Origin of the sequence: Sphingobacteruim zhuxiongii, assembly GCF_009557615.1 — a bacterium.
Taxonomy (GTDB): domain Bacteria; phylum Bacteroidota; class Bacteroidia; order Sphingobacteriales; family Sphingobacteriaceae; genus Sphingobacterium; species Sphingobacterium zhuxiongii.
Window position 1 is genome coordinate 1,734,717 of record NZ_CP045652.1, and the last position, 24,079, is coordinate 1,758,795.

Annotated in this window: 21 protein-coding genes and 1 tRNA gene; 11 read left to right on the forward strand and 11 right to left on the reverse strand. The window is 36.7% G+C overall.

The genetic code is table 11. The features are described from left to right. Positions 1-9: 9 nt before the first annotated feature. Both GFH32_RS07510 and GFH32_RS07515 read left to right on the forward strand, forming a co-directional pair. Positions 10-963: a DUF6175 family protein gene (locus GFH32_RS07510; protein WP_153510771.1), complete on the forward strand. Its 954-nt coding sequence runs from the start codon at positions 10-12 to the stop codon at positions 961-963. A gap of 5 nt (positions 964-968) precedes the next feature. Next, positions 969-1,904 (forward strand): hypothetical protein, encoded by a 936-nt coding sequence (locus tag GFH32_RS07515; RefSeq protein WP_194285679.1) that lies wholly within the window; start codon positions 969-971, stop codon positions 1,902-1,904. Between the two features lie 467 nt (positions 1,905-2,371). Here the strand turns inward: GFH32_RS07515 and GFH32_RS18625 are convergent, their stop codons facing one another. From GFH32_RS18625 to GFH32_RS07545, 6 genes are all read right to left on the reverse strand, one after another. After that, positions 2,372-2,863, reverse strand: a complete 492-nt coding sequence (locus tag GFH32_RS18625) for a GNAT family N-acetyltransferase (RefSeq protein WP_153513025.1) — start codon at positions 2,861-2,863, stop codon at positions 2,372-2,374. 23 nt (positions 2,864-2,886) lie between these two features. Continuing rightward, positions 2,887-3,174: an integrase core domain-containing protein gene (locus GFH32_RS18630; RefSeq protein ID WP_153510774.1), complete on the reverse strand. Its 288-nt coding sequence runs from the start codon at positions 3,172-3,174 to the stop codon at positions 2,887-2,889. 39 nt (positions 3,175-3,213) lie between these two features. Further along, positions 3,214-3,360 (reverse strand): hypothetical protein, encoded by a 147-nt coding sequence (locus tag GFH32_RS18635; RefSeq protein WP_370659317.1) that lies wholly within the window; start codon positions 3,358-3,360, stop codon positions 3,214-3,216. Continuing rightward, positions 3,294-3,509, reverse strand: coding sequence for a hypothetical protein (locus GFH32_RS07535; protein WP_153510776.1), 216 nt, complete (start codon positions 3,507-3,509; stop codon positions 3,294-3,296). The genes GFH32_RS18635 and GFH32_RS07535 overlap by 67 nt, the downstream gene beginning before the upstream one ends. After that, positions 3,509-3,739, reverse strand: coding sequence for an IS3 family transposase (locus GFH32_RS07540; RefSeq protein WP_153510777.1), 231 nt, complete (start codon positions 3,737-3,739; stop codon positions 3,509-3,511). The genes GFH32_RS07535 and GFH32_RS07540 overlap by 1 nt, the downstream gene beginning before the upstream one ends. A gap of 90 nt (positions 3,740-3,829) precedes the next feature. Next, positions 3,830-4,045: a transposase gene (locus tag GFH32_RS07545; protein WP_153510779.1), complete on the reverse strand. Its 216-nt coding sequence runs from the start codon at positions 4,043-4,045 to the stop codon at positions 3,830-3,832. Between the two features lie 32 nt (positions 4,046-4,077). Here GFH32_RS07545 and GFH32_RS18640 point away from each other — a divergent pair, with 32 nt between their 5' ends. Both GFH32_RS18640 and GFH32_RS07555 read left to right on the forward strand, forming a co-directional pair. Then, positions 4,078-4,515: a DUF3945 domain-containing protein gene (locus GFH32_RS18640; protein WP_153510781.1), complete on the forward strand. Its 438-nt coding sequence runs from the start codon at positions 4,078-4,080 to the stop codon at positions 4,513-4,515. 56 nt (positions 4,516-4,571) lie between these two features. Further along, positions 4,572-5,138, forward strand: coding sequence for a hypothetical protein (locus GFH32_RS07555; RefSeq protein ID WP_160366916.1), 567 nt, complete (start codon positions 4,572-4,574; stop codon positions 5,136-5,138). A gap of 78 nt (positions 5,139-5,216) precedes the next feature. On the opposite strand, the gene GFH32_RS07560 is transcribed toward GFH32_RS07555, so the two are convergent. After that, positions 5,217-5,804, reverse strand: coding sequence for a hypothetical protein (locus GFH32_RS07560; protein WP_153510785.1), 588 nt, complete (start codon positions 5,802-5,804; stop codon positions 5,217-5,219). A 195-nt stretch (positions 5,805-5,999) separates the two neighbouring features. On the opposite strand from GFH32_RS07560, the gene GFH32_RS07565 reads away from it, so the two are divergent. From GFH32_RS07565 to GFH32_RS07580, 4 genes are read left to right on the forward strand one after another with little or no spacing between them, the layout of a single operon-like run. Then, the gene (locus tag GFH32_RS07565; protein ID WP_153510787.1) at positions 6,000-8,846 is read left to right on the forward strand and encodes a hypothetical protein; all 2,847 of its coding nucleotides are present in this window, start codon (positions 6,000-6,002) and stop codon (positions 8,844-8,846) included. Further along, positions 8,843-14,872 (forward strand): DEAD/DEAH box helicase, encoded by a 6,030-nt coding sequence (locus GFH32_RS07570; protein WP_153510789.1) that lies wholly within the window; start codon positions 8,843-8,845, stop codon positions 14,870-14,872. The genes GFH32_RS07565 and GFH32_RS07570 overlap by 4 nt, the downstream gene beginning before the upstream one ends. After that, complete coding sequence (locus GFH32_RS07575) at positions 14,869-15,948, forward strand: PD-(D/E)XK nuclease family protein (RefSeq protein ID WP_153510791.1); 1,080 nt, start codon at positions 14,869-14,871, stop codon at positions 15,946-15,948. The genes GFH32_RS07570 and GFH32_RS07575 overlap by 4 nt, the downstream gene beginning before the upstream one ends. Next, positions 15,935-17,071 carry a DNA cytosine methyltransferase gene (locus GFH32_RS07580; RefSeq protein ID WP_153510793.1) on the forward strand — a complete coding sequence of 379 codons (1,137 nt, stop codon included), beginning with the start codon at positions 15,935-15,937 and terminating at the stop codon, positions 17,069-17,071. The genes GFH32_RS07575 and GFH32_RS07580 overlap by 14 nt, the downstream gene beginning before the upstream one ends. Before the next feature lie 87 nt (positions 17,072-17,158). Here GFH32_RS07580 and GFH32_RS07585 read toward each other — a convergent pair whose 3' ends face one another. The 4 genes from GFH32_RS07585 to GFH32_RS07595 all read right to left on the reverse strand — a co-directional run bounded on the left by GFH32_RS07585 (position 17,159) and on the right by GFH32_RS07595 (position 20,182). Beyond that, a complete protein-coding gene (locus GFH32_RS07585; protein ID WP_202111304.1) occupies positions 17,159-17,962 on the reverse strand; it encodes an IS3 family transposase in 804 nt (267 codons plus the stop codon). A 20-nt stretch (positions 17,963-17,982) separates the two neighbouring features. Then, complete coding sequence (locus GFH32_RS18365) at positions 17,983-18,249, reverse strand: transposase (RefSeq protein WP_202111303.1); 267 nt, start codon at positions 18,247-18,249, stop codon at positions 17,983-17,985. 390 nt (positions 18,250-18,639) lie between these two features. Next, positions 18,640-19,923: a site-specific integrase gene (locus tag GFH32_RS07590; RefSeq protein WP_228384237.1), complete on the reverse strand. Its 1,284-nt coding sequence runs from the start codon at positions 19,921-19,923 to the stop codon at positions 18,640-18,642. Positions 19,924-20,108: 185 nt separating this feature from the next. After that, positions 20,109-20,182 (reverse strand) — tRNA-Ile (locus GFH32_RS07595). 88 nt (positions 20,183-20,270) lie between these two features. Here GFH32_RS07595 and GFH32_RS07600 point away from each other — a divergent pair. From GFH32_RS07600 to GFH32_RS07610, 3 genes are all read left to right on the forward strand, one after another. Then, positions 20,271-20,909, forward strand: coding sequence for an HAD family hydrolase (locus GFH32_RS07600; protein WP_194285680.1), 639 nt, complete (start codon positions 20,271-20,273; stop codon positions 20,907-20,909). 73 nt (positions 20,910-20,982) lie between these two features. Continuing rightward, entirely contained in the window at positions 20,983-21,174 is a 192-nt protein-coding gene (gene rpsU / locus GFH32_RS07605) for a 30S ribosomal protein S21 (protein ID WP_153510800.1), read from the forward strand. A 286-nt stretch (positions 21,175-21,460) separates the two neighbouring features. Beyond that, positions 21,461-23,968 (forward strand): cation-translocating P-type ATPase, encoded by a 2,508-nt coding sequence (locus tag GFH32_RS07610; protein ID WP_153510802.1) that lies wholly within the window; start codon positions 21,461-21,463, stop codon positions 23,966-23,968. Positions 23,969-24,079: the final 111 nt, after the last annotated feature.

Sequence of the window (24,079 nt, forward strand, 5' to 3'; positions counted from 1 at the left end):
TTTGAGATTATGAGAACCTTATATATTTCTTTGCTCTTTTTATTTCTCGTTTTAGATGGTGCTGCCCAAGCAAAGAAACCTACTATTATGGTAGTTCCTTCTCGCCAATGGTGCTTCAGCAAGGGTTATTTTCAAGAAGTAGACAACTTTGGGACACTCGAAAAGGTGCCAGATTACCGTGAGGCATTAGATGATAATCCAGATTTATTGTTGGTAATCTCCAAAATAAACAATCTGTTTTCTGATCGTGGATTTCCATTAAAAGACCTGAGCCAAATGCTTTCTTCGATCAGTAGATCCAATGCGGAAGATATGGCTTTAAGTCTTGATCGGGAAGCGAGTGGAAAGGGAGCCATTGCTGAATCCCTATTTGATAAAGTTCGAAATACGGCGAAAGCTGATATATTAATTGAGCTTCAGTGGACGGTAAATTCAGCTGGCCCGCGTAGATCAATTACCTATATTATGCGAGGATTGGATGCTTATTCCGATAAACAAGTTGCGGGTGCTGAAGGCACCGGATCTCCTTCTGTGTCAGCCGAAACAGCGGTACTCTTAGAAGAGGCGGTATTACAGCATATCGATAATTTCAATGCTCGACTTACTGCACATTTTGATGATTTGTTTGTAAATGGACGAGAAATAAAAGTCGAGTTTAGAAAGGATAGCAATTGGCAATATGATTTCGAAAGTGAGTTTAATGGAGATGAGCTATCTTTTGCAATTGAGGACTGGGTAGCTGCAAATACTGTTAAAAATAGATTTTCTACCGACGAAGCGACGGATACTAAATTGGTATTTAATCAGGTGAGAATTGGCATGTTTGATGAAAATCAACGAGCTATGGATGCTCGAGCCTATGGAAGAAATATTCAACGATTTCTCAAATCTAAATTCAATATTGAATCAAAGATTGTCACTAAAGGATTGGGGTATGTTCAAATGATTTGTGGTCAAAAATAATCAAGATGAAAGCGACTATTTATATAATGGCATTTATCGCGTGTTGCTTCACATGTTTGCAACCGCTGAAGGCCCAAGATGAAATAAAATTTACGCCTGTATTTAGATCCTCTGATGTGACAGCGGCTTCTGCGAGCATTAACGTGCTCAAAAATAAGTTTAAGAATCAAACCATTAGAGAAGGCTATTTTTCAAAGAATGTAACTCGATTTTTGGTGATTATAAATCCTAATAAATTGGATGTTCAAACCTTAGCGGATAAGCAAGTCATCAAATTTAACTTGCAATTTGAAATTTATGACCTGCTCGCTGATCAAATTTTCCATAGCTTTTCAACTATCTTGGGAGGAGTTGGTAAAACGGAAGCTCAAGCTTTCGCGGTTGCAGTAGATCGGTTAAACCTCGCCAATAAAAATTATGATGTAGAATTTAAAGCAGCTATTAAGAAGATTAATGACTATTATGCTCAAAATTGCAGTCAGATATTAACTAGGGCCGAAAGCTTGCTGAATGCTGGTGAATATACACAAGCATTTGCTCAAATAGACTTAATTCCGAATATTCAGGATGGGGGATGCATTGACCGCTATAATAGCATCTTTGCTCGTCTTTGGAAAATCTATAATACCCACTATTGTGAAAATCAAATCAGTAAAGCCAACTTAATATGGTCCACGAATCCTACGATAGAAGGGGCACAGGAAGCCGGGCGATTTTTACAAGGAATCGATTTAAATGGTAATTGTAAAGACAGCTTTCAACAATTAGCAACGGGAATTCGTGAAAAGCTAATTAATGATCAATTCGATGAAAAGGAATGGAGACGTATGGTGCTATCTGGCATTGTTGAAATTGAGAAAAATAAATTGGAAGCTATTCGTGATATTACTTCATCCTATTATAATCGTCTGGCAGGGGATACCTACCTAATAATTCCCTGATTTTATTAGTGATTTCATACTCAAATTTTTATAGTAAAAGTCAGCGTCCTTCATTGGATAGCTGACTTTTCTTTTTAAGATTTTTCAAGGTGTTTACTTTATAATACATCGTGTTTTGTTCGGGAGATAACCCGAAAAAATTGGTAAATGATCGAAGCATTCTCGAAGGAATCTCGAAGGGTGTGTATCAAAAGTACAGTATTCTGTATTTTTTTTTAAAGAGGGTTTTATTCATTTAGACGGAGGAGTGCATGACATTAATATCTTAGTAGAAGCAAGTATATTTTAATTGGGCATATCTTGGTCAGGCATTCTATCTGTTTCTTTAAACTCGGGGATACTTGAGCGGGTACTAAAGCCAATAAGAAATTATAACGATGAATGTAATTTTAGGCGTTACGGTAAATTGGAAGGAAATATTTAGTAGATGAAATGAGTAATTGGAATAAAGGGGCTCAACCCTTATTCTATTTAAATAAATTAATGATAGTTTTTAGAGGTAGAAACATTCGATTTGACGTTTTCAAAGGCACAAATCCAAGTTTAGCATAGAATTTTGTGGCAATATCATTAATTGGATCGACAACGACTGCATGATTTCCAACAAGTGCGCTTATTTCCACGATTCGTTTTAACGCATCGATAAGTAATGCTTGCCCTAGTTTGTTTCCTTGGTAATCTTTATGAACTGCTAAACGACCTATTATGACTACAGGTATTTCTGAATACTTTAAAGACTTTGCTAAATCTTCTGGAATGTCTGAAAGGTTTATGCTATTCGAAGAAAGCGTATAATAGCCAATTACATCATTGCCTTTATCAGCAATAACATAACAAACAGCTAATCGCTTTTTGATGTAATGATTTGCATATAGTTTTAGGTAATTATCTAATTCATCAATCCCACAAGAGAAGTTTTTGCGGTTATGATTTTTTTCTAAAACTGTCGAAATTGGAATTGCAACTTAAAAGTGGAGACTTTTTATGCCACTAATAAACTAGTTGATTTATAAAATTTTTCCATTTCATTTGGTGTTTTATTACCTAATCCAGAATGGATTCTTTTTTGATGGTAAAATCCTTCGATGTATCTAAAGATTTCTAATCTCGCAGCTTCCCTGTTTGCAAATTTTCTGTGATAAACTAATTCACATTTTAGTGTTTTGAAGAAGCTTTCCGCGACTGCGTTATCCCAACAATTACCTTTCCTGCTCATACTTTGGATAATTTCATTTTTTCCTAATAAAGACTTAAACTCGTTTGCATGCATATTGAGCACCTCTATCTGAGTGGAAAATCAGACCCTGTTTTACATTCCTTTGGCAATAGCCATTTTAAGTGCTTTTAAAGTTGTATGCTCTGCCGTCATGTCATTACTGAACGACCAACCTATGATTTTTCTATCGGCAAGGTCGATAACAGTAGTAAGATACAGCCATCCTGATCCAGTCTTGATGTAGGTAATATCACCAACCCATTTTTGCGATAGGCCATCTGTAAAGAAATTTCTTCCAAGGAGATTCTCAGCAAGTTGAAACTGTGTTTGGAATCTGTCGTTATCTTAAATTTCTTCCGAATCTTGCTTCTTAGATTCAATTTTCTCATCAATCTGGCGACATAAGACGTGATATTTTATGATTTTTCTTATTCAGTTCTAAAGTAATTCGAGGACTGCCGTATATTTGGTCACTGTCCTGATGTTCTTGTTTTACCAGTATAGATAATTCCTCTGTTCTCTTATCTCTGTTGCTTTTTGGTCTAGAAATCCATTTGTAAAACGAACTACTGCTTGTATTTATAATCTTGCACATCTTTTCAACTGCGAATAGGTTCATATGCGATTTTATGAACTCATATTTTCTCAGTCGCCCTTGGAAAAGATGGCTACCGCCTTTTTAAGATTACGTTTTCTAATTCTGCTTCCTTTAAACGCTTTTTAACTCCCTAATCTCTTGCTCCTCTGGAGTTAATTTATCATTCTTTGGTAATAGTGTACCTCCATTATATCTAGGATCTACACGCCATTTACTTAATCTACTTGCATCTAGATCCAACTCTTTTGCTGCTTCCAAAACCGAGCCCTTTAGAGAGGACAACTCTACTGCCATTTTTTTAAATGACTCATCAAATATTCTTGCCATGTCTTAACAAATTTAATTCTATTTTATTTTAAATCTGTCTCCACTTAAAGGTAGCAACTCCACCCGACGAAGTGCAGGCCCCGATCAGAGTAAACGGCGAAGAACTTTCGGAAAAGCAACAGGAGGCTTTCCGCAATGGTGAAGTGGTGGAACTCAAAGACGGAACGAAAATCCAGCACTCGGCAACGGACAATAAGGGCATCCGTTCAGACCGTAAACGGCTTATCCTATCCGTGCTATTGGACGGTGGTATATCCTACTTGGTATTCCGTGGAATCAAGAACCTAAGAGGTAGGCTCGAACCACAAAGTGAGGGGTACAGCGAGGGGTACAACCGTGCATTGGCCGACATGATGATGACCGACAAAAAGCTAAGGGAAAAAGGGAACGAGAAAACCGTTCAAGACCTTGCGCAACATCTTCATGATAAACAAGAGAGCAGGGGCTATACCCGTACCCTTGCGAGGTAATGGTATTTCTCCAATTGAAAGCCGAAGTACGGAACTTCTTTGCTCCCTATATGGATATGGCCGAGGATAAAATTCTGTTTCCCTATACATTGGGGAATCAGGTCATAGACCAGGAACGTTGGAGCGAAAACGGTGTTCGTATTCCAGTAAGCAAAGGTGTATGGTTGGCGACGGACAGCTTACCTGTATCCGTCACCGACCTTTTCATCGGTCATTCGGCTGGCGATATAATGTGCTTCTGCCATCATTACCCCAATTGGATTGATCCACACCGTCCGAGTGCGTTTACTTCCTTGGGGTTATTGCCGACCAAAGAACAGTTTACTTGGCTAAAATCCCTTTTCACCAATGCCAAAATACATACGGTATTTGACGGGGGGATAAGTGGCCGCGTAGCCGATTGTAAAGTGGCAACGTGGCAGATCGGCAAGAGTGCAAGGTTTACCCTTGTTGATGAACATGGCGAATTTTATTGCAACAAAAAGAGATACCGTATTCCGGTCGGTAATTTTTCATTGAACCGTTTTGAAAAATTGTCGGGTATCCGTGCGGGTATCAGAACCCATAAACCCAAAGCACCATTTGAAACGTTCTACCAATCCTTTACGAACGGGCTAATCTGAACCAGCCCACCCGCACCCCTGATCCTTAATTGGGTCAGGGGTTTTGTTGTATTGTGAATTACAATTCTGTTGCGGCTTTTAAATCGACTCTTCAACAAAGTTTAGTTCTCCATCTAAAAAGCTTACAAGATTATTAAGAATCAGTAAGGAACATTGTAATAGCTCTCTATCTCTTCCATTATCTGCATTGAGAACTTTATTCCCATGAAAAAGGTTGTTTCTTATGGTACGAATATGTAAAGTTAAAACTTCCAATTGTTCAATATTTGTCTGTCTTTTATCTTGCCATAAGTATTTTCCATCCTTTTTAACCAATTTTTTTGGAGGATTAGAATTGATGTATTGAATTGCATTTTGAAGTTTTTCTGTAATCCCTTTATCCAGCCAAATTTTATAATCTATTTTCTTTTTACTCGTAAAACCATCCCAATGAACAGTGCCATCCGGTTTTATGAAATCGTCATATTTAAGGAGAAACTCAAATCGAGAAAAGTATAAAAAGAATTTTATAATTATTTCCTGATAGGATGGATCTAAATTCTCTTTGAATTTTTGATAAAGCTGATCTGTTGGTGTTATCATTTGATACTCTCTAAGTTTTTTTTCAATATAATTAAAGGTTTTGAAATAATGTAAGCGATAAAGAGAAATATCCGTATTTTGCAAGAAACGTAATTTATTACCTTATATTATATGTAATTTTAAAGACTGAAACACAAGCATATAACTTATTATTTCAGTAAAAACAGCCTTTACTGGTTTTTTGACACTTCTAAGTCTACATAATTAACCGAGCTTGTTTCTCCAAGAAGGGAATACTATGGACAAATGGGGTTCGAGGTAATAAGAAATTGAGAATGTATGAAATATTTAGAATGGAACAATATCATATCGGCATATTTTTTCAATCCTGCAAACGCAGGTAAGGATATTTATTTGTATTTAACCAAGAGTGATATTATCAGCATAGGTAGGCCATATTTCATAGAAGAAACAGAAGAAGATATTTGGATTGATTATATAGCTTCAATTAAGCGTGGCGTTCCGGGGTCAAGTGGAAATGTGATAGCAAAAGCAAAATTTGCTCACTCAAAAAATAACTTGCTAAATTCAAAACGTCAAGACGGGAGTCCGCTTGAAATTGACGGTGTACCTGTTGTTTATCCACCTTACATTGCTTACTTGGTTTTTATTGTGCTTCCGTTAATTGAAGGTGTTGATAGCAATAGCCAAAGAGCAAATAATTATTACAGAAGACTTGAAACCTTCCTGCAAAACAACCAAATAAACGAAAACATCGGGACAAATGATTTTCGCAACAATCAAATTAATCGTTTGTGGGAGGATTTAGCAAGCTGGGCAAACTTAAAAAATAACGGTGATTTTGGTTGTTTCAATGTTATCCCATTTACAAACGAAAATTGGGTCTATGTTGGAAAGGTTTTTTCGCAATGTGTATTACCACCAAAATTTTTAAATCGTTTACCGGAATTATTTGAATCTATGAGTTTAGTTCCCAATACCTTTTATGAAGACCATTTTTTGCGAGAAAAAATAAAAAACAGTAGGACGAATTTAATACCTAAAAGTACGTTAGGCTTTTTGAAGAAAGATGATGAATTGTCAAGCTCTATCATTCAAACTATACAACGACAATATAAAAAATGGACAGGTGAAACACACGAAGAAATAGAAGAAGGAGCAATAATACGAAAGAAAAGAAATTATACTGTGGCACCTTTATTTCTTCAATTTAAAGTAAATACCAATGACGAAGAGATTAAATTTTCGTACAGAATGTATTCTTCAAATGACTATCCCGAAGATTTAAAATTTGGAGAACACGAGAATTTGTATGAAATAAACGGTTGGTCAAAAACGTTACCTATTGAATTCAAAGAAAACCTTGAACTTAAGGACAATTTCAACAAATGGATTGCGAAGTTTTCTAACCGTGATGTGAGGCTATTCATAAGTGCTGGGACATTTCAGTTGAGCAATGATTATTGGATTGAAACGGACGTTCTCTCAAAAACAGAACGAATGTATCTGCTGTGCAAAAATGAGAAGCAAGAAATAATCAAAGAATGGGGAAGTACATTTGTCAACGGAGATTTCAAACAAGAAGATTTTGAAGGCTTGCCAGAAAACTATTCATTGTTTTGGTTTCGCAATCCTACACAAGGACTTTATGAAATTCCACTTCTTACATTATACACTGAAAAACGGATTGAATTAATTGGTGGACTAAAGGTGAATTTCAGAACGTATGTAAATGATTATTTGCCGGAAGTTGAAATTGTAAATGCGGACGGTAACGAAAAAGTTTATTTGCAATACAAAGAAACAGATGATAAAATTTTCCTTTCAAAAAAGCAGTCACTAAATAACCGTTGGTTATTACCCGAAAGAACAGCAATAGGTGCCGATTTCTATATAAAAGTAGAAAACGAGAACTTTTCGGGAAATGAACTTCCATACAACTTGATTTCATCAGACAACACGGCAATTCAAGTTGATGACTCTAAATTACCGAAAAGGGATTCCTTTGGCAGAAACATTACAACTGATGTGGAGCAATACTGTTTAGGTAGCAATATCGTTAATCCTAACAAGTCAAGTCAAAGATATTTCTGTCATTTAAGCTCAATGTTCACTTCCACTAAAAAGGAGGTTGCAACTAACATTTCAACTACCATACTCAATAATCATAACGGAAATAAACTTTGTAGCTTTCTTTCTCTAAAAGCTGAACTTACAACCGAAGAGTTTTTCAGAGCATTTGAGTTTTATTATTCGAAAGAGTTTTCGGAGCAACAAATAAACTCAAACTTTAATCTCACCAGACTTAAAAGAGCCTCATTGAATTATTATGATTTCATTGGATTACTTGATTATGATTATGAGACTAAAAATGTCATTTTAAGCCCGCCCCAATTTATTTTCATTCCGACAACACGAGGGAGAAAAGTTTTGCTAATAGGTGCAAGAGATTCTGCCTTGGTTGAAGCAATCGTAAATACTGCACCTAAGCACAATTTACAAGTTGAAATAACAAGGCAATTTGTTTCAAACGAGCGATTGCTTTTACCTGATGTAGTCACAGTTAAGGCATTTGAACAAACATCAACAGATAATTATGGAGAGAATTGCTTGAAAGCTTTTGCAGATGAATTGAGAATAAAGTTGTCAAATGATTATTTTCCGCAAGTTGCACTTCAAGATTTTTCAGCAAATATCATAGACTACGAGAGGACAGTGCAGCAGACCAATGAAAATGACTATGATTGGGCGAGGTATATTTTCAATCCTGAAACCTTAATTTTTGAAAAGAGCGAAACACCAACTTTTGACAAATCATTTTCGTTGATAAAATACAAATTGAATGAATATACTCATCAATTCAAACTTTGGAAAGACAATAAGAGCTATCAAATTGACATGAATTGGGGAAGGTTTATTGCATTGAAGCATTGCAATAAAAATGTGATTTTGTTTGATAGCACAAGTAAAAAAGTTGCTATTCCAATCGAAATGCCTTTGCCAAGATTATTGTCGGAAGCTATTATGTTGTTAAGTGGATTAGCCCCCGATTTCAAAGTGATAGATGGGAAGAAATACAGGATATATGAAAATGTAATTGGGATTTTCACTCAAAATTTGTTCAGATTAAAATTAGGCCAGACTCCAATAGATAAAACATTATGAAAGACCCAATAGGTTCGTTTGAAACCATAAAAGAGAATTTTATTCGTTATATAAAAACTGCGTTCAGAACAAAGTTTGAAGGCATTGAAAAGGAGCGTTATGACTTATTGAACTATGACAGAGTACTTTATCGTAAGCCTTGGATTGAGCCTTTGCCCGATTATGTCTCAAGTGGAAAAAAGATAAATGATTTAACACTTGAAGATTTAGGAAATGCGTTGAGTGATGCAGAAGTCAAAACATTTAAGGGGCTTGTAAATACGGGACTTGTTGGGGATTTCCCTTTACATTTGCACCAAGCGGAAATGTTGAAACAAACCTTGCTTGGAAATAATTGCATTATTACTTCCGGTACAGGTTCGGGAAAAACGGAATCATTCTTACTGCCACTATTCGCCCAGCTTTCAAAAGAACTTTCCAATTGGCAAGCCCCAAACCAAAAATCCACAAGTATAAATAATTGGTGGTGTGATAATGGTGGACTTTCTGCAAAGGAAATTGTCAACACTTCGAACTTCACTTTAAGCAATGTGGTAAGGCAACGCAACCACGAAACTAGGAAAGCCGGAGTAAGAGCATTGATACTCTACCCAATGAACGCTTTGGTAGAAGACCAAATGAGCCGTTTGCGAAAAGCATTGGATTCAGACGATACAAGAAATTGGTTAAGTGAAAATACTAATGGCAACGCAATTTATTTTGGAAGATATAACGGGAGTTCACCTGTTGCCGGAGAATTGAAAAAAGTAAAAGATGACGGAGCTTTTGTAATAAACACAAGGAAAGTAAATCAACTTAAAGGACAGTTACAACAGATAGAAACAGATTCAAACCGTGTAGCAGAATACATTCAAAAAACGGGAAAAATAGGAAGTGAGGCCAAGGATTTGAAATCATTTTTCCAACGTTTAGATGGTGCAGAAATGAGGTGCCGATTTGATATGCAAGTCACACCGCCCGACATTATGATTACCAACTATTCAATGTTGAGCATAATGTTAATGCGTGATATTGACAAAGGAATTTTTGATGAAACAAAACAATGGTTAGAAGAAAGCGAAAACAACATTTTTCACTTAATCATTGACGAGTTGCATTTATACAGAGGAACGCAAGGAACAGAAGTTGCGTATTTGCTCAAACTTGTTCTTAATCGTTTAGGCTTAAATCCTAATCACCCACAATTACGCATTCTTGCTTCCAGTGCTTCGTTGGAAGCAAAAGAAGAAACGAAAGAAGGAAAAGAAAGTAAACAGTTTTTGAAAGACTTTTTTGGGACAGAAAAACCGTTCAAAATCATTGAAGGAAAGAATAATGAAATTACAGCGTTTTCTGAAAATAGCAGAAAACTACCAATTACCCCTTTCAAAGAAATTGCAAAAAAGTTTTCGGAAGTAGAAGGAAACATAGCTGATGAAAATTTTATTTCAACTTGCGAAGCAACAGCAACGCAACTTGCAACAACGTTCAATTTATCACAAGACGGAAATGGAATTTCAAAATTACTATCGGTAATTACCAATCCAAACTTTCAATTGAAAGAACGTTTATTTTCGCCTTGTCAGGATTACAAAGCTGTTTGCTCAATACAAGCAAATGGCGATGATGCAAATGGAAAATATTTTGCTGAAACAATTTTTGAAAATACAGCTAACAAAGATGATTTAGAAAACGCTTTGCGTGGTTTATTGATTGCAAGAGCAATGTTAGACGAACCTGAATTCAAAATCATTGTAGACAAAATTCCTGATGACAGAAAGTTGCCACGTTTCAGATTTCACTATTTCTTTAGAAACATCGAAGGTATTTGGGCTTCTGTAAAACCTGATGACGTTGATGAAATATATTCTGATGGAGAACGCACAGTTGGAAAACTTTATTCTAATACACGAATAAATTCGGAAAACGGAAATCGTATTTTGGAACTACTTTATTGCGATAATTGCGGAACGACATTGTTTGGCGGAAGTCGATTAGTTACAGGTAATGGTACTTTTGAATTACTTCCAATCAGCCCAAACATTGAAGGCATTCCGGAAAAAACACCAGCAAAATTGGTAGAAAAAAGAAGTTATCAGGAATATGCTGTTTTTTGGGCTTGTGGTAATCAAATTTATGATCGTGACAATTATGATTTAAGCAAATTGGGCGGAACTACTGAAAGATATTGGAGACAACCTACATTAAGTACAGAAGAGCAAGGTAATTACAAGTCTGAATGGATTGAAGCATCATTGAATTGTATTTCTGGGGATATACATTTTACATACGACGAAGCAAACAAAAATTCTGAGCAATGGATTAAAGGTTATTATTTCACCATAACCCCCAATAACTCCAATCGTGATATTGCATCCCCTGATGCAAATGGAAACATCTCCACAATAGAAACACACAAAGCATTGCCAAGCGTCTGTCCAAGTTGTGGTATAAATCATTCAAAATTTAAGCAAGAATTAAGAAAGAGAAAAACATCGTCAATTCGTAGTTTTAGAACAGGTTTCGCCAAAACAACCCAAATGTTTGCAAAAGAGTTGATGTATCAACTTCCAAGCAACGAAGAGGAAAGAAAATTAGTTGTGTTCTCTGATAGTCGTGAAGATGCAGCACAAGTTGCAAACGGAATTGAACGAAATCACTTTACTGATTTAATGCGTGAAATTTTAGTAAATGAATTACATTCAAATTTGATGTTACGTTTTAATATTATAAAGGCTTTTGATAATAAAAATGAAGAAGAAAAAGAAAGGTTTTCAAATGACAATCAACGTCTTTTTGACGAAATGAACACTCTTGTTTACCACTCTAATTCTCCAAACCGACAAGAAAAAGAAAACGCTCTAGGAAAATTAAACGAAATACGGTCACTAACTCTCAATGTAAGAAGTTTAGTTGATATTACTAATTCAATAAATCTCGCACCGCTTGTAAGGCGTTTTGTTGAATTGGGAATAAATCCGGGAGGAAATGATATTTCTTTGCAAACAAGAATGCGGAATAATGACTTTGTTTCTTGGTTTAACCTTATTGATTTCACCAATTTCCAATGGGCAAACGGAGCAGATCAATCATACATAAACGATTTGAAAGAAGGTTCTTTTGACGGGCTCGCATCGATGTTCTTTGGTTCACTGTTCTATTCGTTTGAATCCTCTGCATTGGGTTATGTGTGTATAAATCCGGAATTAGAAGTTGTAGCAGACCAAGCGAGATCGGTTGCTTTAGCAAAAGATGAGTTTTTACAAATTGTAAATTCTACAATTAGGATTTTAGGGGACAAGTACAAACATAACAAAGTCGAAGATGCAAGTCCTTTCAACTTGACGCAATACAATGATTTTCCGGGGCAAATAAAAAAGTACATTCGTGCCGTTGCAAATAGGTTTTCAAAACAAGAAAACGAAATTGGTGATGCAGTATTCAATACACTTTCAATAAGCGGTTTGTTGACAGCTAATAAAGGAATTCAAATTGAAGAACTTTTCATCAAAGTTGCACAAGCAACCGATCAAGTGTGGACAACTACAAGAGGAAATAGGCCACATTTGCATTTTAGTGGAGGCATTTGCACTCATTCTGTGACAGCGTTACAAACGCCACATAGCAAAATTTGTGATGATATTTGGAAAGATAATTACCTTTCTTACAATGCAATTAAACAACAGCGTCCGCCAATTCGTTTGCATTGTGAAGAACTTACCGGACAAACAGACGACCAATTTGAAAGGCAACGGCATTTTAGAAATATCATTTTGCCAGATGAAGGCAATAGACAAGTAAAAGCAATTGATTTGTTGAGCGTAACGACAACACTTGAAGTTGGGGTTGATATTGGAGCATTACAAGCCGTGATGTTGGGAAATATGCCGCCTCAACGTTTCAATTATCAACAAAGAGTTGGTCGTGCAGGTCGTAGAGGGCAAGCCTATTCCGTGATTTTGACTTTTTGCAGAGGTAGAAGCCACGATGAATTTTATTTTGCAAACCCTCAAAAAATCACAGGTGATGCACCGCCAACACCTTTCTTGACAATGGGACAAGAGCGGATTTTTAAACGGTTGCTTGCAAAAGAAATTTTAAGGAGAGCATACGTTGAAAAAGATATTGATGTTAGTTCTGATGAAAAATCAAGTGTTCACGGAGAATTTGGCTCTACTGATAGTTGGGACACATACAGAATAGAAATTACAGATTGGATAAACAATAACAAAGTAGCGATTGAATCAACGGTTGATGCTTTGCTGACTGAACAACTAAAAGGGAAAAGAGAAGAATTTATCAATTGGGTTATAGATACAACAACCCAAAATGGATTGATTGGGAAAGCTCAAAGTATAAGAGACAACGAAGAAATTGCAACAAACGATATTTCTGAAAAGTTTGCCGAAGGCGGGATTTTACCAATGTTCGGAATGCCAACTACCGTTAAAAACTTGTATCACGGCATAAACAGAAAACTTGAACCACTTTCAATAGACCGAGCGCAAGCAATGGCTATTTATGAATTTGCACCGGGTGCACAGAAAACAAAAGACAAGGCAATTCATCAGGTTATTGGTTTTACAAGTGATTTTATCAATACGCGTAGAAACGGAAATCAAATTGTAACAAATGTTGAAACCAACAACTTACTTCCGTTTTCACTAAACCGTTGGTTTGTTCGTTGTAGGTCTTGCGGGTTTTTTGAAACATATTCGGAAGAACGAAAAGTAGAATTGGAAAACCAAAACCAATTTGATGTTTGTCCAAATTGTGGTGAAGACAACCCAAATAAATATCAACGACCTTTCATGCTGAAATCACCAAGAGGATACAGAACAAATCTTTCAGTAGGAAGCGATACGAAAGATGATTCGGAGTTTTTGCTTTCACGGCCACCAATTTTTGCAGAAAAAATCGGTTCAGCAAATACGGGAAAAATAAGTAATGCCTCAATTTCCATTTCAGATAACGATGTTACTTGGAGAGTAAATACAAATTCCGATAGGTTTTTCACAGGAAAACTTTACAACACAAACAACAAATTTCCTTTCAATCAAAACGGATTTTGGTTTAATAATCAATGGCTCTTGAATGATTTAGCCGTACCGACAAATGACAGCAATGGTTGTTCCATGTTTGTTCAACAAAACGCAACAAATACAGACGAGCAAATTGCGTTAGCAAGCAATAAAAATACAGAAATATTCAGAATAGCACCTTCGACTATTCCTTTGGAACTTGACTTGAATATGTTTTTTAGTGAAACAGATTTGCCTCACGTTAAAGCACAAAGCAACGGTGTTCGTTCAGGATATTATTCAGCCGCTTTTTTGCTTCAACGGATTTTGGCTGACAGACTTGATGTTGACCCAACCGAAATTGAAATTGCTGACATTTCAATGAAAGTGCTTGAAGACGGTACAAACAGAAGAATTGCAGAAATTATTTTGACTGATGAATTGCCAAATGGTTCGGGCTTTGTGAGATTTTTATACAACGATTTTCAAAACATTCTTTCGGAAGCAATGGAACCAAGTAATATGAATAGTTATTTAGGAAAAATTCATTCACAAATACATCAGACAAAATGTGATGATGCTTGTTACGATTGCTTGAAAGTATATAGGAATATGAATTATCACAGTTTGCTTGATTGGCGATTAGGTTTATCAATGCTCCGTGTGATGAATGATTCAACTTTCGTTTGCGGTGCTGATGGAAATTTCAACTTTGTCGAATTACAAGATTGGCTTGCTTTTGCAAAAGAGTTGAGAAATGGTTTTGCTCAGAGTTTTGGCTTCTCACATACAGCAGAAATAAAAGGTTTGCCAATTATCAAATTTGGAAGAAATCAAAGAAATGTGATAATGATTGTTCACCCATTTTGGAATATGAAAGATTTTAAAGAAGCAAATTGGTTGGCTGAAATCTATTATGAAATCACAGAACATACTGAAAGTAACGGAGGAAAAATTAGCATAATAGACTCATTCAACTTACATCGCAGACCGGGTTGGTGTTATGAAAAATTGATAGAGAGATGATGAATAGAATTGGAGAAATAAATTTCAAGGAAATCAAACGTATTTCGCCAAGCCAATTTTATTCAATGAAAAATTGTGCTTACAAATCTTTATTGGCAGAAGCGTTTGATAAGAAGCCTTTACTTCCACTTTCGCCTAATGCCTATTTCGGTACAGTATTGCACAAAATACTTGAATTGATTGCAAAAGGGGTTGTAAAAAATGAAGATGATTTTAATACGGAGTTTGATAAGCAATTGAAAATAGTTGAAGAGGATCTGCAGGAAAATAGTTTTGGATTTTTCGTTCCACTCCAAAAAAAGTTGAAAAATTTCGGCTTGAAAAAAATCCAGTTAAAAAGACATTTAAGAAACGAACCTAAACAACAAGCGAATTTAGGTGACATAAATTTTTATTCTGAAAGATGGTTTGAATCGGAGGATAAATTGATTGGAGGGAAAGTTGATTTAATAATTGAAAATAACGATAACATAGAAATTATAGACTTTAAAACCGGAGCGATTACAAAAGATTGTTTAGATGATGAGGGCGAATTATATTCTGATGTAAAAGAAGAATACAAAGAGCAACTTAAGCTTTATGCCTATTTGTATTTTGAAAACACGAATAGGTTTCCAACGAGTTTAAGCTTGGTGGATTTAGCGAATCAAAAGTTTATGGTTACGTTTTCCGAAGAAGAATGTAAAATAATATATGATGAAGCAAAAAATCTTTTAAAGACAACGAATAACTGTATAAGTACAAAATCATTTTCAGTTACTCCAACAGAAGTAAACTGCAAGTATTGTTTATATAGGCCAGCTTGTTCTTTTTTTATCAGAAAACTTGAAACTGATTTTTCATTTAATGATGTTTTCGGAGAAATTAAAGACGTGAAGAAATTTCAAAATGGGAATGTGAGTGTGTTTTTGCAAAATGGTACAAGGCAATTGACCATCAAAAACTTTAATTCTGAAAAATTTGACGAATTAAGCTATAAAAGAAAGAAAAAAATAAGTATTTACAATTTGCGAAAAGAGTCAACAGATTTTGTCTATTCTGTTACCGATACGACAATGATTTATGAACAAATTTAACGAACATAAAATCCCTGTTCTCTCCTTTTATTCCGGGGGAGGATTTATGGATATGGGCTTTGAGAAAGCTGGTTTTGAAATTGTTTGGACGAACGAGTTCGATAAAGTGTTTGCAAAACTTCATGCAGCTGGGATTACTTCATGGAGAAAATCTCGAGGAAATGGAATTAAAGCAGAAATTTTTAATACGAAGTCAATTACAGACGTAAAATCAAACGAAATAATCAAAGAAGCATTTCCTAATGGAAAACCAGAACATTTTGGAATAATTGGTGGTCCACCTTGCCAAGACTTTAGTATGAATGGTTCGCGAAAAGGTTTTGAGGGCGAGAGAGGTAAACTTACGATTGTTTTTTTTGATAAGATTTTGGAATTGAAACCTACCTTTTTCGTGATGGAAAATGTAACCGGTTTAACAAAAAGGAAAGAAACAAAGGAATTTTTGCAAGCGCTGTTGAAAAGAATCGAGAACGAATATTACGTCGACCATGAGAAGTTAAACTCATTGGATTTTGGTGTTCCTCAACACCGAGAAAGAATTTTTTTTGTTGGAATTAGAAAAGAATTTCTTGATAAAAAAAATGTTGAACGAAGCTCTTTCGGCAAGTGGTTCCCTTTTCCAATAAATGCAAAATATGAGAATGCTTTAACCAAATATAATTGGGGCAAACAAAGTGAATTTGGTGCGTCCGTGATTAAATCTAAAGATGTGCCAATTGAGTTGTGTGTTGAAAAATGTCTTGTGCCACAAAACCAGATAAATTTGACTCCTAACGCAAATGAATTTTTCAATTTGCACGTGAGCGAAGAGAAATTATGTGCAATTAACGAAGGTGAAACAAATAGACCCTCCTTTAAGCGTCTTCATCGTTTCAAATATAGCCCTACAACTTGTTACGGTAATAATGAAGTTCATTTACACCCTTACGAGCACAGACGTTTGTCTGTACGTGAAGCATTGAGGATACAAGGAGTGCCTGATGAATACGTTTTACCGGAGGAATTACCTTTGACAAAGAAATTCAAGATGATAGGAAACGGTGTCCCTGTTCCGCTTGCAGAGGCTGTTGCTGAGGCGGTATTGGAGTTTATTTATAAGAACATAATTAAAATGAAAGTGTAATCCTCCCTATTTTCGGACTGGCATCCAGGCGAGTTTTCAAATTTAAAAATAGTTGTTATCAATAGGTCAATCTTTTTTAAAGTTGACCTATTGATAACATGCCGCCGGCAGGGCATCGTATTCCATTGGTGTCTTTCCTCCCAATGACTCATGTGGTCTTCTGTAGTTGTAATCCTGAATCCATTCTTCTGCAAGTATCTGTACTTGCTGTGTATCTTCAAAGAGGTAGGCATCAAGGATACTTTCCCGAAACGTGCGGTTGAAACGTTCAATGTAACCGTTTTGCATCGGCCTGCCTGGTTGAATGTACTGTATATCTATTTCTTTGCCAGCACACCAATCTCGAAATTCCCTACTGATAAATTCAGGGCCGTTATCCGTACGGAAACGTGAAGGTTTTCCCTGCTCTTTTATGATGCGTTCCAATAGATAGGTTACTTTGTTTGCTGGCATACTGTGCGCAACCTCAATAGCGATGGCCTGTCTATTAAAATCATCAATGATATTCAGGGTCCTGAACTTGCGCTTATTGGTCAGTACATCGCTCATGAAGTCCAGAGACCATGTTTTAAGCGGCCTTTCTGGAATCGATAACGGTTGCTTTACCCGGGCTGGAAGTCGTCTCCTGACCTTTCTGCGACGGTTCATCCCCAAGAGTTGATACACCCTGCGGATTCGTTTGTAGTTCCACTTCAGTCCCTCGTGTCGGATACGTGAATAGTAAAGGTCCTGTCCTTCGGTTGGATACCGATCGGCCAGCTCTCGGAGCTTCGCTATCGTTTCGCTGTCGTCCTTCCTGTTCCTGTAATAATACATCGACTTGGGCAGGTTGACAACCTTGCAGGCCCTGCTGATGCTGATCTGGTGCATAGAAATAACATAAGCAGCCATATCCTTGCGCTGGCAGGGCCTCAGAACTTTTTTGAGAGTACGTCCTTGAGGATCTTGTGGTCCAGGACGAGGTCCGCATACATCTGCTTGAGACGGCGGTTCTCTTCCTCCAGTTCCTTCATGCGGCGCAGCTCTTGGCTGTCCATCCCGGAATACTTCTTCTTCCAAGTGTAAAAGGTGGCTTGGTGGACACCCAACTCCCTGCAGATGTCCGAAGTGCTTTTACCCGATTCATGTTGCTTGATCGCAGAAACGATTTGGCTCTCGCTGATTCTTGTCTTTTTCATTGTACTGTTCTAAGTTACGAATTTTCGCGTTTCAGACAGTCCGAATTTTCGGGAGGGTTACAAAAGCGATCGATCAAAGTTTTAGCAATATCTAACTTGAAACTCTTAGTGCATTTGACAACTGTAATATTAGAGAAGCATACACGAGAAGAAAATCGTTACAAATGTGTTACGGAATAAAATTTCGAAATTCCAAAAATTGTCCATATGTTGCTTCTGCAAGTCGGAAACGACGATTTTGCACCATGTAAAAAGGTACAGGCCGAAAGTCTCTTAATCTCCACCTCAATTCTAATTATTTTCATTCGGATTTAAATATGTTAAAAATCTTCATTAATCCTTTTTTTAAGGTTGATTCCCCATTAAAGGGAAATCAACCCAAGTGGAAGTTTATTCAAAATTAGACTTGCTTTTAAAAATTTTTTGTTCCGCTTTCTTCAATTTTTTAATTACTTTTCGTTGCACATCATCTATAATTTTCCAATCTTTTTCAATATAGATATCAGTTATTTTGTTGCCAGAGTCAACGTGATTTAGTGCAAGTGCAATATCATCCTTACTCATTCTACATTTGTTTCTAGCTACAGTAGCAAATGTATGTCTAGCCCAGTATAAAGTTATACCCTGAATGCCAGTAATAGTTCTCAACTGTTCCATTCCCTTGCAAAGAGCCCAATTTAGACAATATGTGTTAGCATACCTCGAAGAAAGTAATCCTACATATTTTTCTAGAAGTGAAGTCGCGACTTTGGAGACCTTAATGCTTATGAATGCATTGTCCTTTCTCTTCCTCTCTGTTTTAGATCGATTGTAATTAATACGTCCATTTTTGATATTTTTATCAGTTAGATTATATAAGTCAACTGCGTTAATTCCACATAGATAGAAAGAGAGCATATACAGTTCTTTGGCCAATTCAGCCCGACTGTCAACCTGAGTGATGCAATCACGAATTTTTAGAACTTCTTCAAGCGTATGATTTCTTTTGCGTGTTGGGGGAGGACTACCTACTTTATATTTCTTAAATGGGTAGTGCTTTACTCTGTATATTCCGATGTCCTCATTATTGTACTTCTCTCTGGCTGCATTGAAGAGTGTTCGTAAATCTCTCATGTGGTTGTGAAGACCGCTGTCAGATAGACCTTTTTTTATGGAGTATATTGGATTTCCCAACTGATTAAATCTTTTTAATTTCCTCTCTGATCTTAAATACTTCTCATAAGAAACTAACATGTTGGAATGAATTTCATTAATTGAAAATGACTCTCGTTTGAAATAGTCGACGAGACTGTTTCGGATAACCCGATGAGTAGCTGCTGTGCCATCTCGACCCTCGGATTTGAGTTTTTCAATATGCTGATCACAGAACTTTATGAAATTGATGTCTTCGTTCTTATTTAAGAGATGGTCTGCAAGTGAGTCAGCGGTAAAGTAGATTAATTTTTCTGCAAGTTCGCTTATTTCCTTGCGGTAATCTCTCAATTGTTTTTCAACTTGCTCTGCAATAAATGGATCTTTTATTTTGTAGTCTTTTGTAAGTTGCTTTTTCACTACAAAATGTGAGGTGTCAAGGTACTTTCTTTTTCCTTCGTGTAACAAGATTATCTTAACATTGTAAGAACCATCTACTTTTCTGTGGTGTTTGAACACCATTGCTTTTACGGTCGTTGCCATAATTTTTAAATTGCCACGTTTTCTTTGTAGCATAATTGTAGCATGAAAACGTGAAGTTTAACAAAAAACTATGTAAATCCCACCGTTTCGGAGAGCTCCGAAAAGTGAAGGACAAATGATTCAAAGATGCCCTTAGAAACGAAAAAAGTCGTTTTTTCTATTCAGAAAAACGACTTTTAGATTTGTGCGCCCACCTGGGCTCGAACCAGGGACCAAAAGATTATGAGTCTTCTACTCTAACCGACTGAGCTATAGGCGCGGTTTTATTTTGTCAAAAATATAGAACATTAATTCCGCTTTTGACGATGCAATTATCGATATTTGAGACGAGAAAACAAAATTTTTGTATGCAAAATATTAAAAATGTTATCCTAGATTATGGGAATGTGATCTTTATGATCGACTTTAATAAAGTACGCGAATCCTTTAGTGCATTGGGTATCACCAATGTGGATGATTTTTTTGGACATAAAGGGCAAGATGGACTTTTTGATGATTTTGATAAAGGCGAAATCACGGCGGCAGAGTTTAGAGAAGGCGTGAGGGAGAAAGCAAACCGTCCCGACTTAACAGATCAACAAATTGATGATGCATGGAACTCTTTACTTATTGGTGTTCCTCCGGGTAAACATGAGACGCTAGATGAACTTAAGAAACACAAGCGTATGTTTCTGCTTAGTAATAACAATGAGCTCCACTATGCTTACTGTATGCAGCATATTAAAGATACATATGGTGTTGAAAACAATGAGCATTTTTTCGAGAAGACTTATTATTCTCATCTTGCAGGTTTAAGAAAGCCAGACCTGGCAATTTTCGAATTGGTATTGAAAGAAAATAATCTGATTCCAGAGGAAACCTTGTTTATTGATGATAGTCCGCAGCACCTAGAAGGAGCAAAGCAGTTGGGGATTCATACCGCATTATGTACCCCAGAGCATCCATTGGAGGCAATCGTTGCTGAATATAAACTAGTCGAAAATTAATTTGCGGGAGTGCATTGTTTTCATTACTTTTGCACACCAAGAATTTTACGACGAAAGGAGGTATATAAAAGCTATGATTATTGTAAATGTTAAAGAAGGTGAATCTTTAGATAGAGCGTTAAAACGTTTCAAGAAGAAATTCGAGAAGACTGGTGTTTTAAGAGAACTACGTTCTCGTCAGGCTTACGAGAAGAAATCTGTAGCTCGTCGTATCCAAGTTAAGAAAGCTGTCTATAAGCAATCTTTAAATCAAGATATCGCGTAATTTAGCGGCGCCTTAAAAACGCCAATATAAGATATAAGTCCCATCACATTACGTGATGGGGCTTTTCTTTTTTGCTTCTTCTCGAGAATCACATGTATACACTAAAAATCAATCTTTCACTATCGATATTAGGGAAAAGTTGAAAACTGTGATTGAAATCATAACAAGATCTCTAGGATTCCGTAAATTTCAGTCTGTTTCAAATAGAATATATTTGATATGCAGCAATCCTATCAAAAGTATGATTGTTATCTCCTAGAAAATCGATAAAAAAGAACAGTATTGTATGAGTACCTATAATATTCCTAATCAACTACAAGGTCTGTCGGACGAAGAGGTTCAGAGTTCAAGAGAAAAATATGGATCGAACAAGATTGAAGTGACACATCGAGGTGCTTTCGAAATGCTGTTGGATATCTTGAAAGAGCCCATGTTGATCTTGCTTTTTGCCATTTCCATTATCTATGTTATTGTCGGTAACTACGCCGAGGCACTCTTTATGTTTGTTGCCATTGTCGCAGTTTCTGCTATTTCATTCTATCAAGACAATCGCAGTAAAAAGGCGTTAGAAGAGCTTGAGAAGTTAAACGAGCCCCTAAGTACGGTGATTCGTGGCGGAAAGATTATCAAACTTCCGACACATGAGATCGTTGTAGGTGATTTATGTATTACGGAAGAAGGGAAAATGATTAATGCTGATGGTCGTATAGTTCATAGTAATGACTTTTCTGTCAATGAAGCTTCCTTAACAGGGGAGAGCTTCTCTGTCTTTAAGAACCCGGAGAAAGGAAATAATCAGATTTATAGTGGGACGATCACAGTGTCCGGATTGGCGGTCTTTGAAGTGGAGCATATTGGCAAGCAAACAAAGATTGGACAAATTGGCGATTCCATTATGACCATCAAAGAAGAGAGCTCGCCTTTGCAAATCCAGATACGACAATTTGTAAAATGGATGGCTATTGCCGGAATCATCATTTTTATGATGGTCTGGGGATATAGCTATCTACAATCAGGTAATCTACTGTCTAGTTTGTTAAATGGGTTGACGATGGCTATGTCTGTTTTGCCGGAAGAGATCCCTGTAGCCTTTACAACCTTTATGGCATTAGGAGCATGGAAGCTCATGCGTGACGGGATTATAATTAAGCGGAGCAGCATTGTAGAGACGCTCGGAAGTACTACCGTAATTTGTACCGATAAGACAGGGACGATTACAGAGAATACCATGCATTTAAAGAAGCTCTACGATTATCAGTCTGATAAGACCTTTGACGAAGAGGCATTTCAAGATAGTGCGCTATCGACCTTGATCAATTACGCTATGTGGAGCAGTGAGCCCGTACCATTTGATCCGATGGAGAAAACGCTACATCAGGTATATGTAAACACGCAACAAGTAGATCAACGAAAGAATTATGAGTTATTTCATGAGTATCCCTTGGAAGGGAAGCCGCCCATGATGACGCATCTCTTTCAAGACATCAATAAGGATCGTATTGTAGCTGCAAAGGGAGCTCCTGAGGCGATACTTGCCGTTTCTAATTTATCAGATATTGAAAAAGAGAAGGTGAGGGGACTGATATCGGCATTTGGGAAAGAGGGTTACCGTGTGTTGGGAGTTGCTAAATCTACCTTCGAAGGTGATAATTTTCCGCTTAAACAGCAAGATTTCGAATTTGAATTCCTAGGACTTGTTGTTTTCTACGATCCACCCAAAAAAGGGATTAAAGAGGTTTTTAAGCATATCTACGAAGCTGGAATTAAAGTTAAGGTCATAACTGGTGACAACGCCGATACAACGGGGAGTATTGCTAAACAAGCTGGTATTATAAATACAGAAGTTGGAATCAACGGAAATGACTTAGCTGCATTTACAGAAGAGCAATTGATCGCTGTTGCTGATAAAACAGTCTTATTCACACGTATGTTTCCAGATGCAAAACTTGCTGTAGTCAACGCGCTAAAGAAAAACGGCGAAGTTGTTGCAATGCTGGGGGATGGCGTGAATGATGGACCTGCTCTCAAGGCTGCACATATTGGTGTAGCTATGGGAACCAAAGGGACTGAGATTGCAAAGGCCGCAGCGGCCTTAGTGATTACAAATGATGACTTAGATAAGCTCGTCGTTGCAATTGCTGCAGGGCGCCGAATTTATACCAATATCAAGAAAGCTATTCAATATATCATATCGATACATATCCCGATTATCCTAACGGTTTCGCTGCCTTTATTCTTGGGCTGGATATTTCCGAATATATTTACGCCAGTCCATGTCATTTTCATGGAACTTGTAATGGGGCCAACCTGTTCTATCGTATACGAAAATGAGCCCATGGAAAAAAATACCATGCAACAGGCTCCGCGTAAATTGACCGATACTTTTCTCAATCTGCGAGAGTTGACCATTAGTATTATTCAAGGGATTGTCATTACGATCGGCGTGTTGTTTTCCTATCAGTGGATGGTTCAGCAGGGCGGAAGCGAAGAACAAACGAGAGCCATGGTGTTTACCACTTTGATTTTCTCCAACGTTTTACTCAGTCTAGTCAATCGATCTTTCTACTTTAGCATATTTGAAAGCTTTAATAATAAAAACAAATTGTTCCCGGTAGTCATTGGGCTGACCTTATTATTGTTGTTTGCTATTCTTTTTATAGCTCCTATTGCAAACTTCTTCAAACTAACAAGTTTGAATATGACAGAGCTTGCTATGTCGGGCTTGATTGCATTACTTTCTGTGCTTTGGTTTGAGATCTACAAATGGTTCAGAAGGAAGAGATCTAAAGATTAGGATTTTCCAGAAGATAAAGAAGCTCACGATGATTGGGCTTTTTTTTATAACAGAAGATTTTTGCTTTCGCTATTCAAGATCGAGAATTGTAATCATTATCTCATTTATTAG

Bases quoted from the DNA above. Each gene is read 5' to 3' on its own strand.
- GFH32_RS07535 (WP_153510776.1), bottom strand. From the start codon at position 3,509: ATGAGAAAATTGAATCTAAGAAGCAAGATTCGGAAGAAATTTAAGATA.
- GFH32_RS07555 (WP_160366916.1), top strand. From the start codon at position 4,572: ATGGCCGAGGATAAAATTCTGTTTCCCTATACATTGGGGAATCAGGTC.
- GFH32_RS07590 (WP_228384237.1), bottom strand. From the start codon at position 19,923: ATGGCAACGACCGTAAAAGCAATGGTGTTCAAACACCACAGAAAAGTA.
- GFH32_RS07580 (WP_153510793.1), top strand. From the start codon at position 15,935: ATGAACAAATTTAACGAACATAAAATCCCTGTTCTCTCCTTTTATTCC.
- GFH32_RS07585 (WP_202111304.1), bottom strand. From the start codon at position 17,962: ATGGCTGCTTATGTTATTTCTATGCACCAGATCAGCATCAGCAGGGCC.
- rpsU (WP_153510800.1), top strand. From the start codon at position 20,983: ATGATTATTGTAAATGTTAAAGAAGGTGAATCTTTAGATAGAGCGTTA.
- GFH32_RS07540 (WP_153510777.1), bottom strand. From the start codon at position 3,739: ATGAACCTATTCGCAGTTGAAAAGATGTGCAAGATTATAAATACAAGC.
- GFH32_RS07510 (WP_153510771.1), top strand. From the start codon at position 10: ATGAGAACCTTATATATTTCTTTGCTCTTTTTATTTCTCGTTTTAGAT.
- GFH32_RS07565 (WP_153510787.1), top strand. From the start codon at position 6,000: ATGAAATATTTAGAATGGAACAATATCATATCGGCATATTTTTTCAAT.
- GFH32_RS07570 (WP_153510789.1), top strand. From the start codon at position 8,843: ATGAAAGACCCAATAGGTTCGTTTGAAACCATAAAAGAGAATTTTATT.
- GFH32_RS07600 (WP_194285680.1), top strand. From the start codon at position 20,271: ATGCAAAATATTAAAAATGTTATCCTAGATTATGGGAATGTGATCTTT.
- GFH32_RS07545 (WP_153510779.1), bottom strand. From the start codon at position 4,045: ATGGCAAGAATATTTGATGAGTCATTTAAAAAAATGGCAGTAGAGTTG.
- GFH32_RS18365 (WP_202111303.1), bottom strand. From the start codon at position 18,249: ATGAAAAAGACAAGAATCAGCGAGAGCCAAATCGTTTCTGCGATCAAG.
- GFH32_RS07610 (WP_153510802.1), top strand. From the start codon at position 21,461: ATGAGTACCTATAATATTCCTAATCAACTACAAGGTCTGTCGGACGAA.
- GFH32_RS07575 (WP_153510791.1), top strand. From the start codon at position 14,869: ATGATGAATAGAATTGGAGAAATAAATTTCAAGGAAATCAAACGTATT.
- GFH32_RS07515 (WP_194285679.1), top strand. From the start codon at position 969: ATGAAAGCGACTATTTATATAATGGCATTTATCGCGTGTTGCTTCACA.
- GFH32_RS18630 (WP_153510774.1), bottom strand. From the start codon at position 3,174: ATGCATGCAAACGAGTTTAAGTCTTTATTAGGAAAAAATGAAATTATC.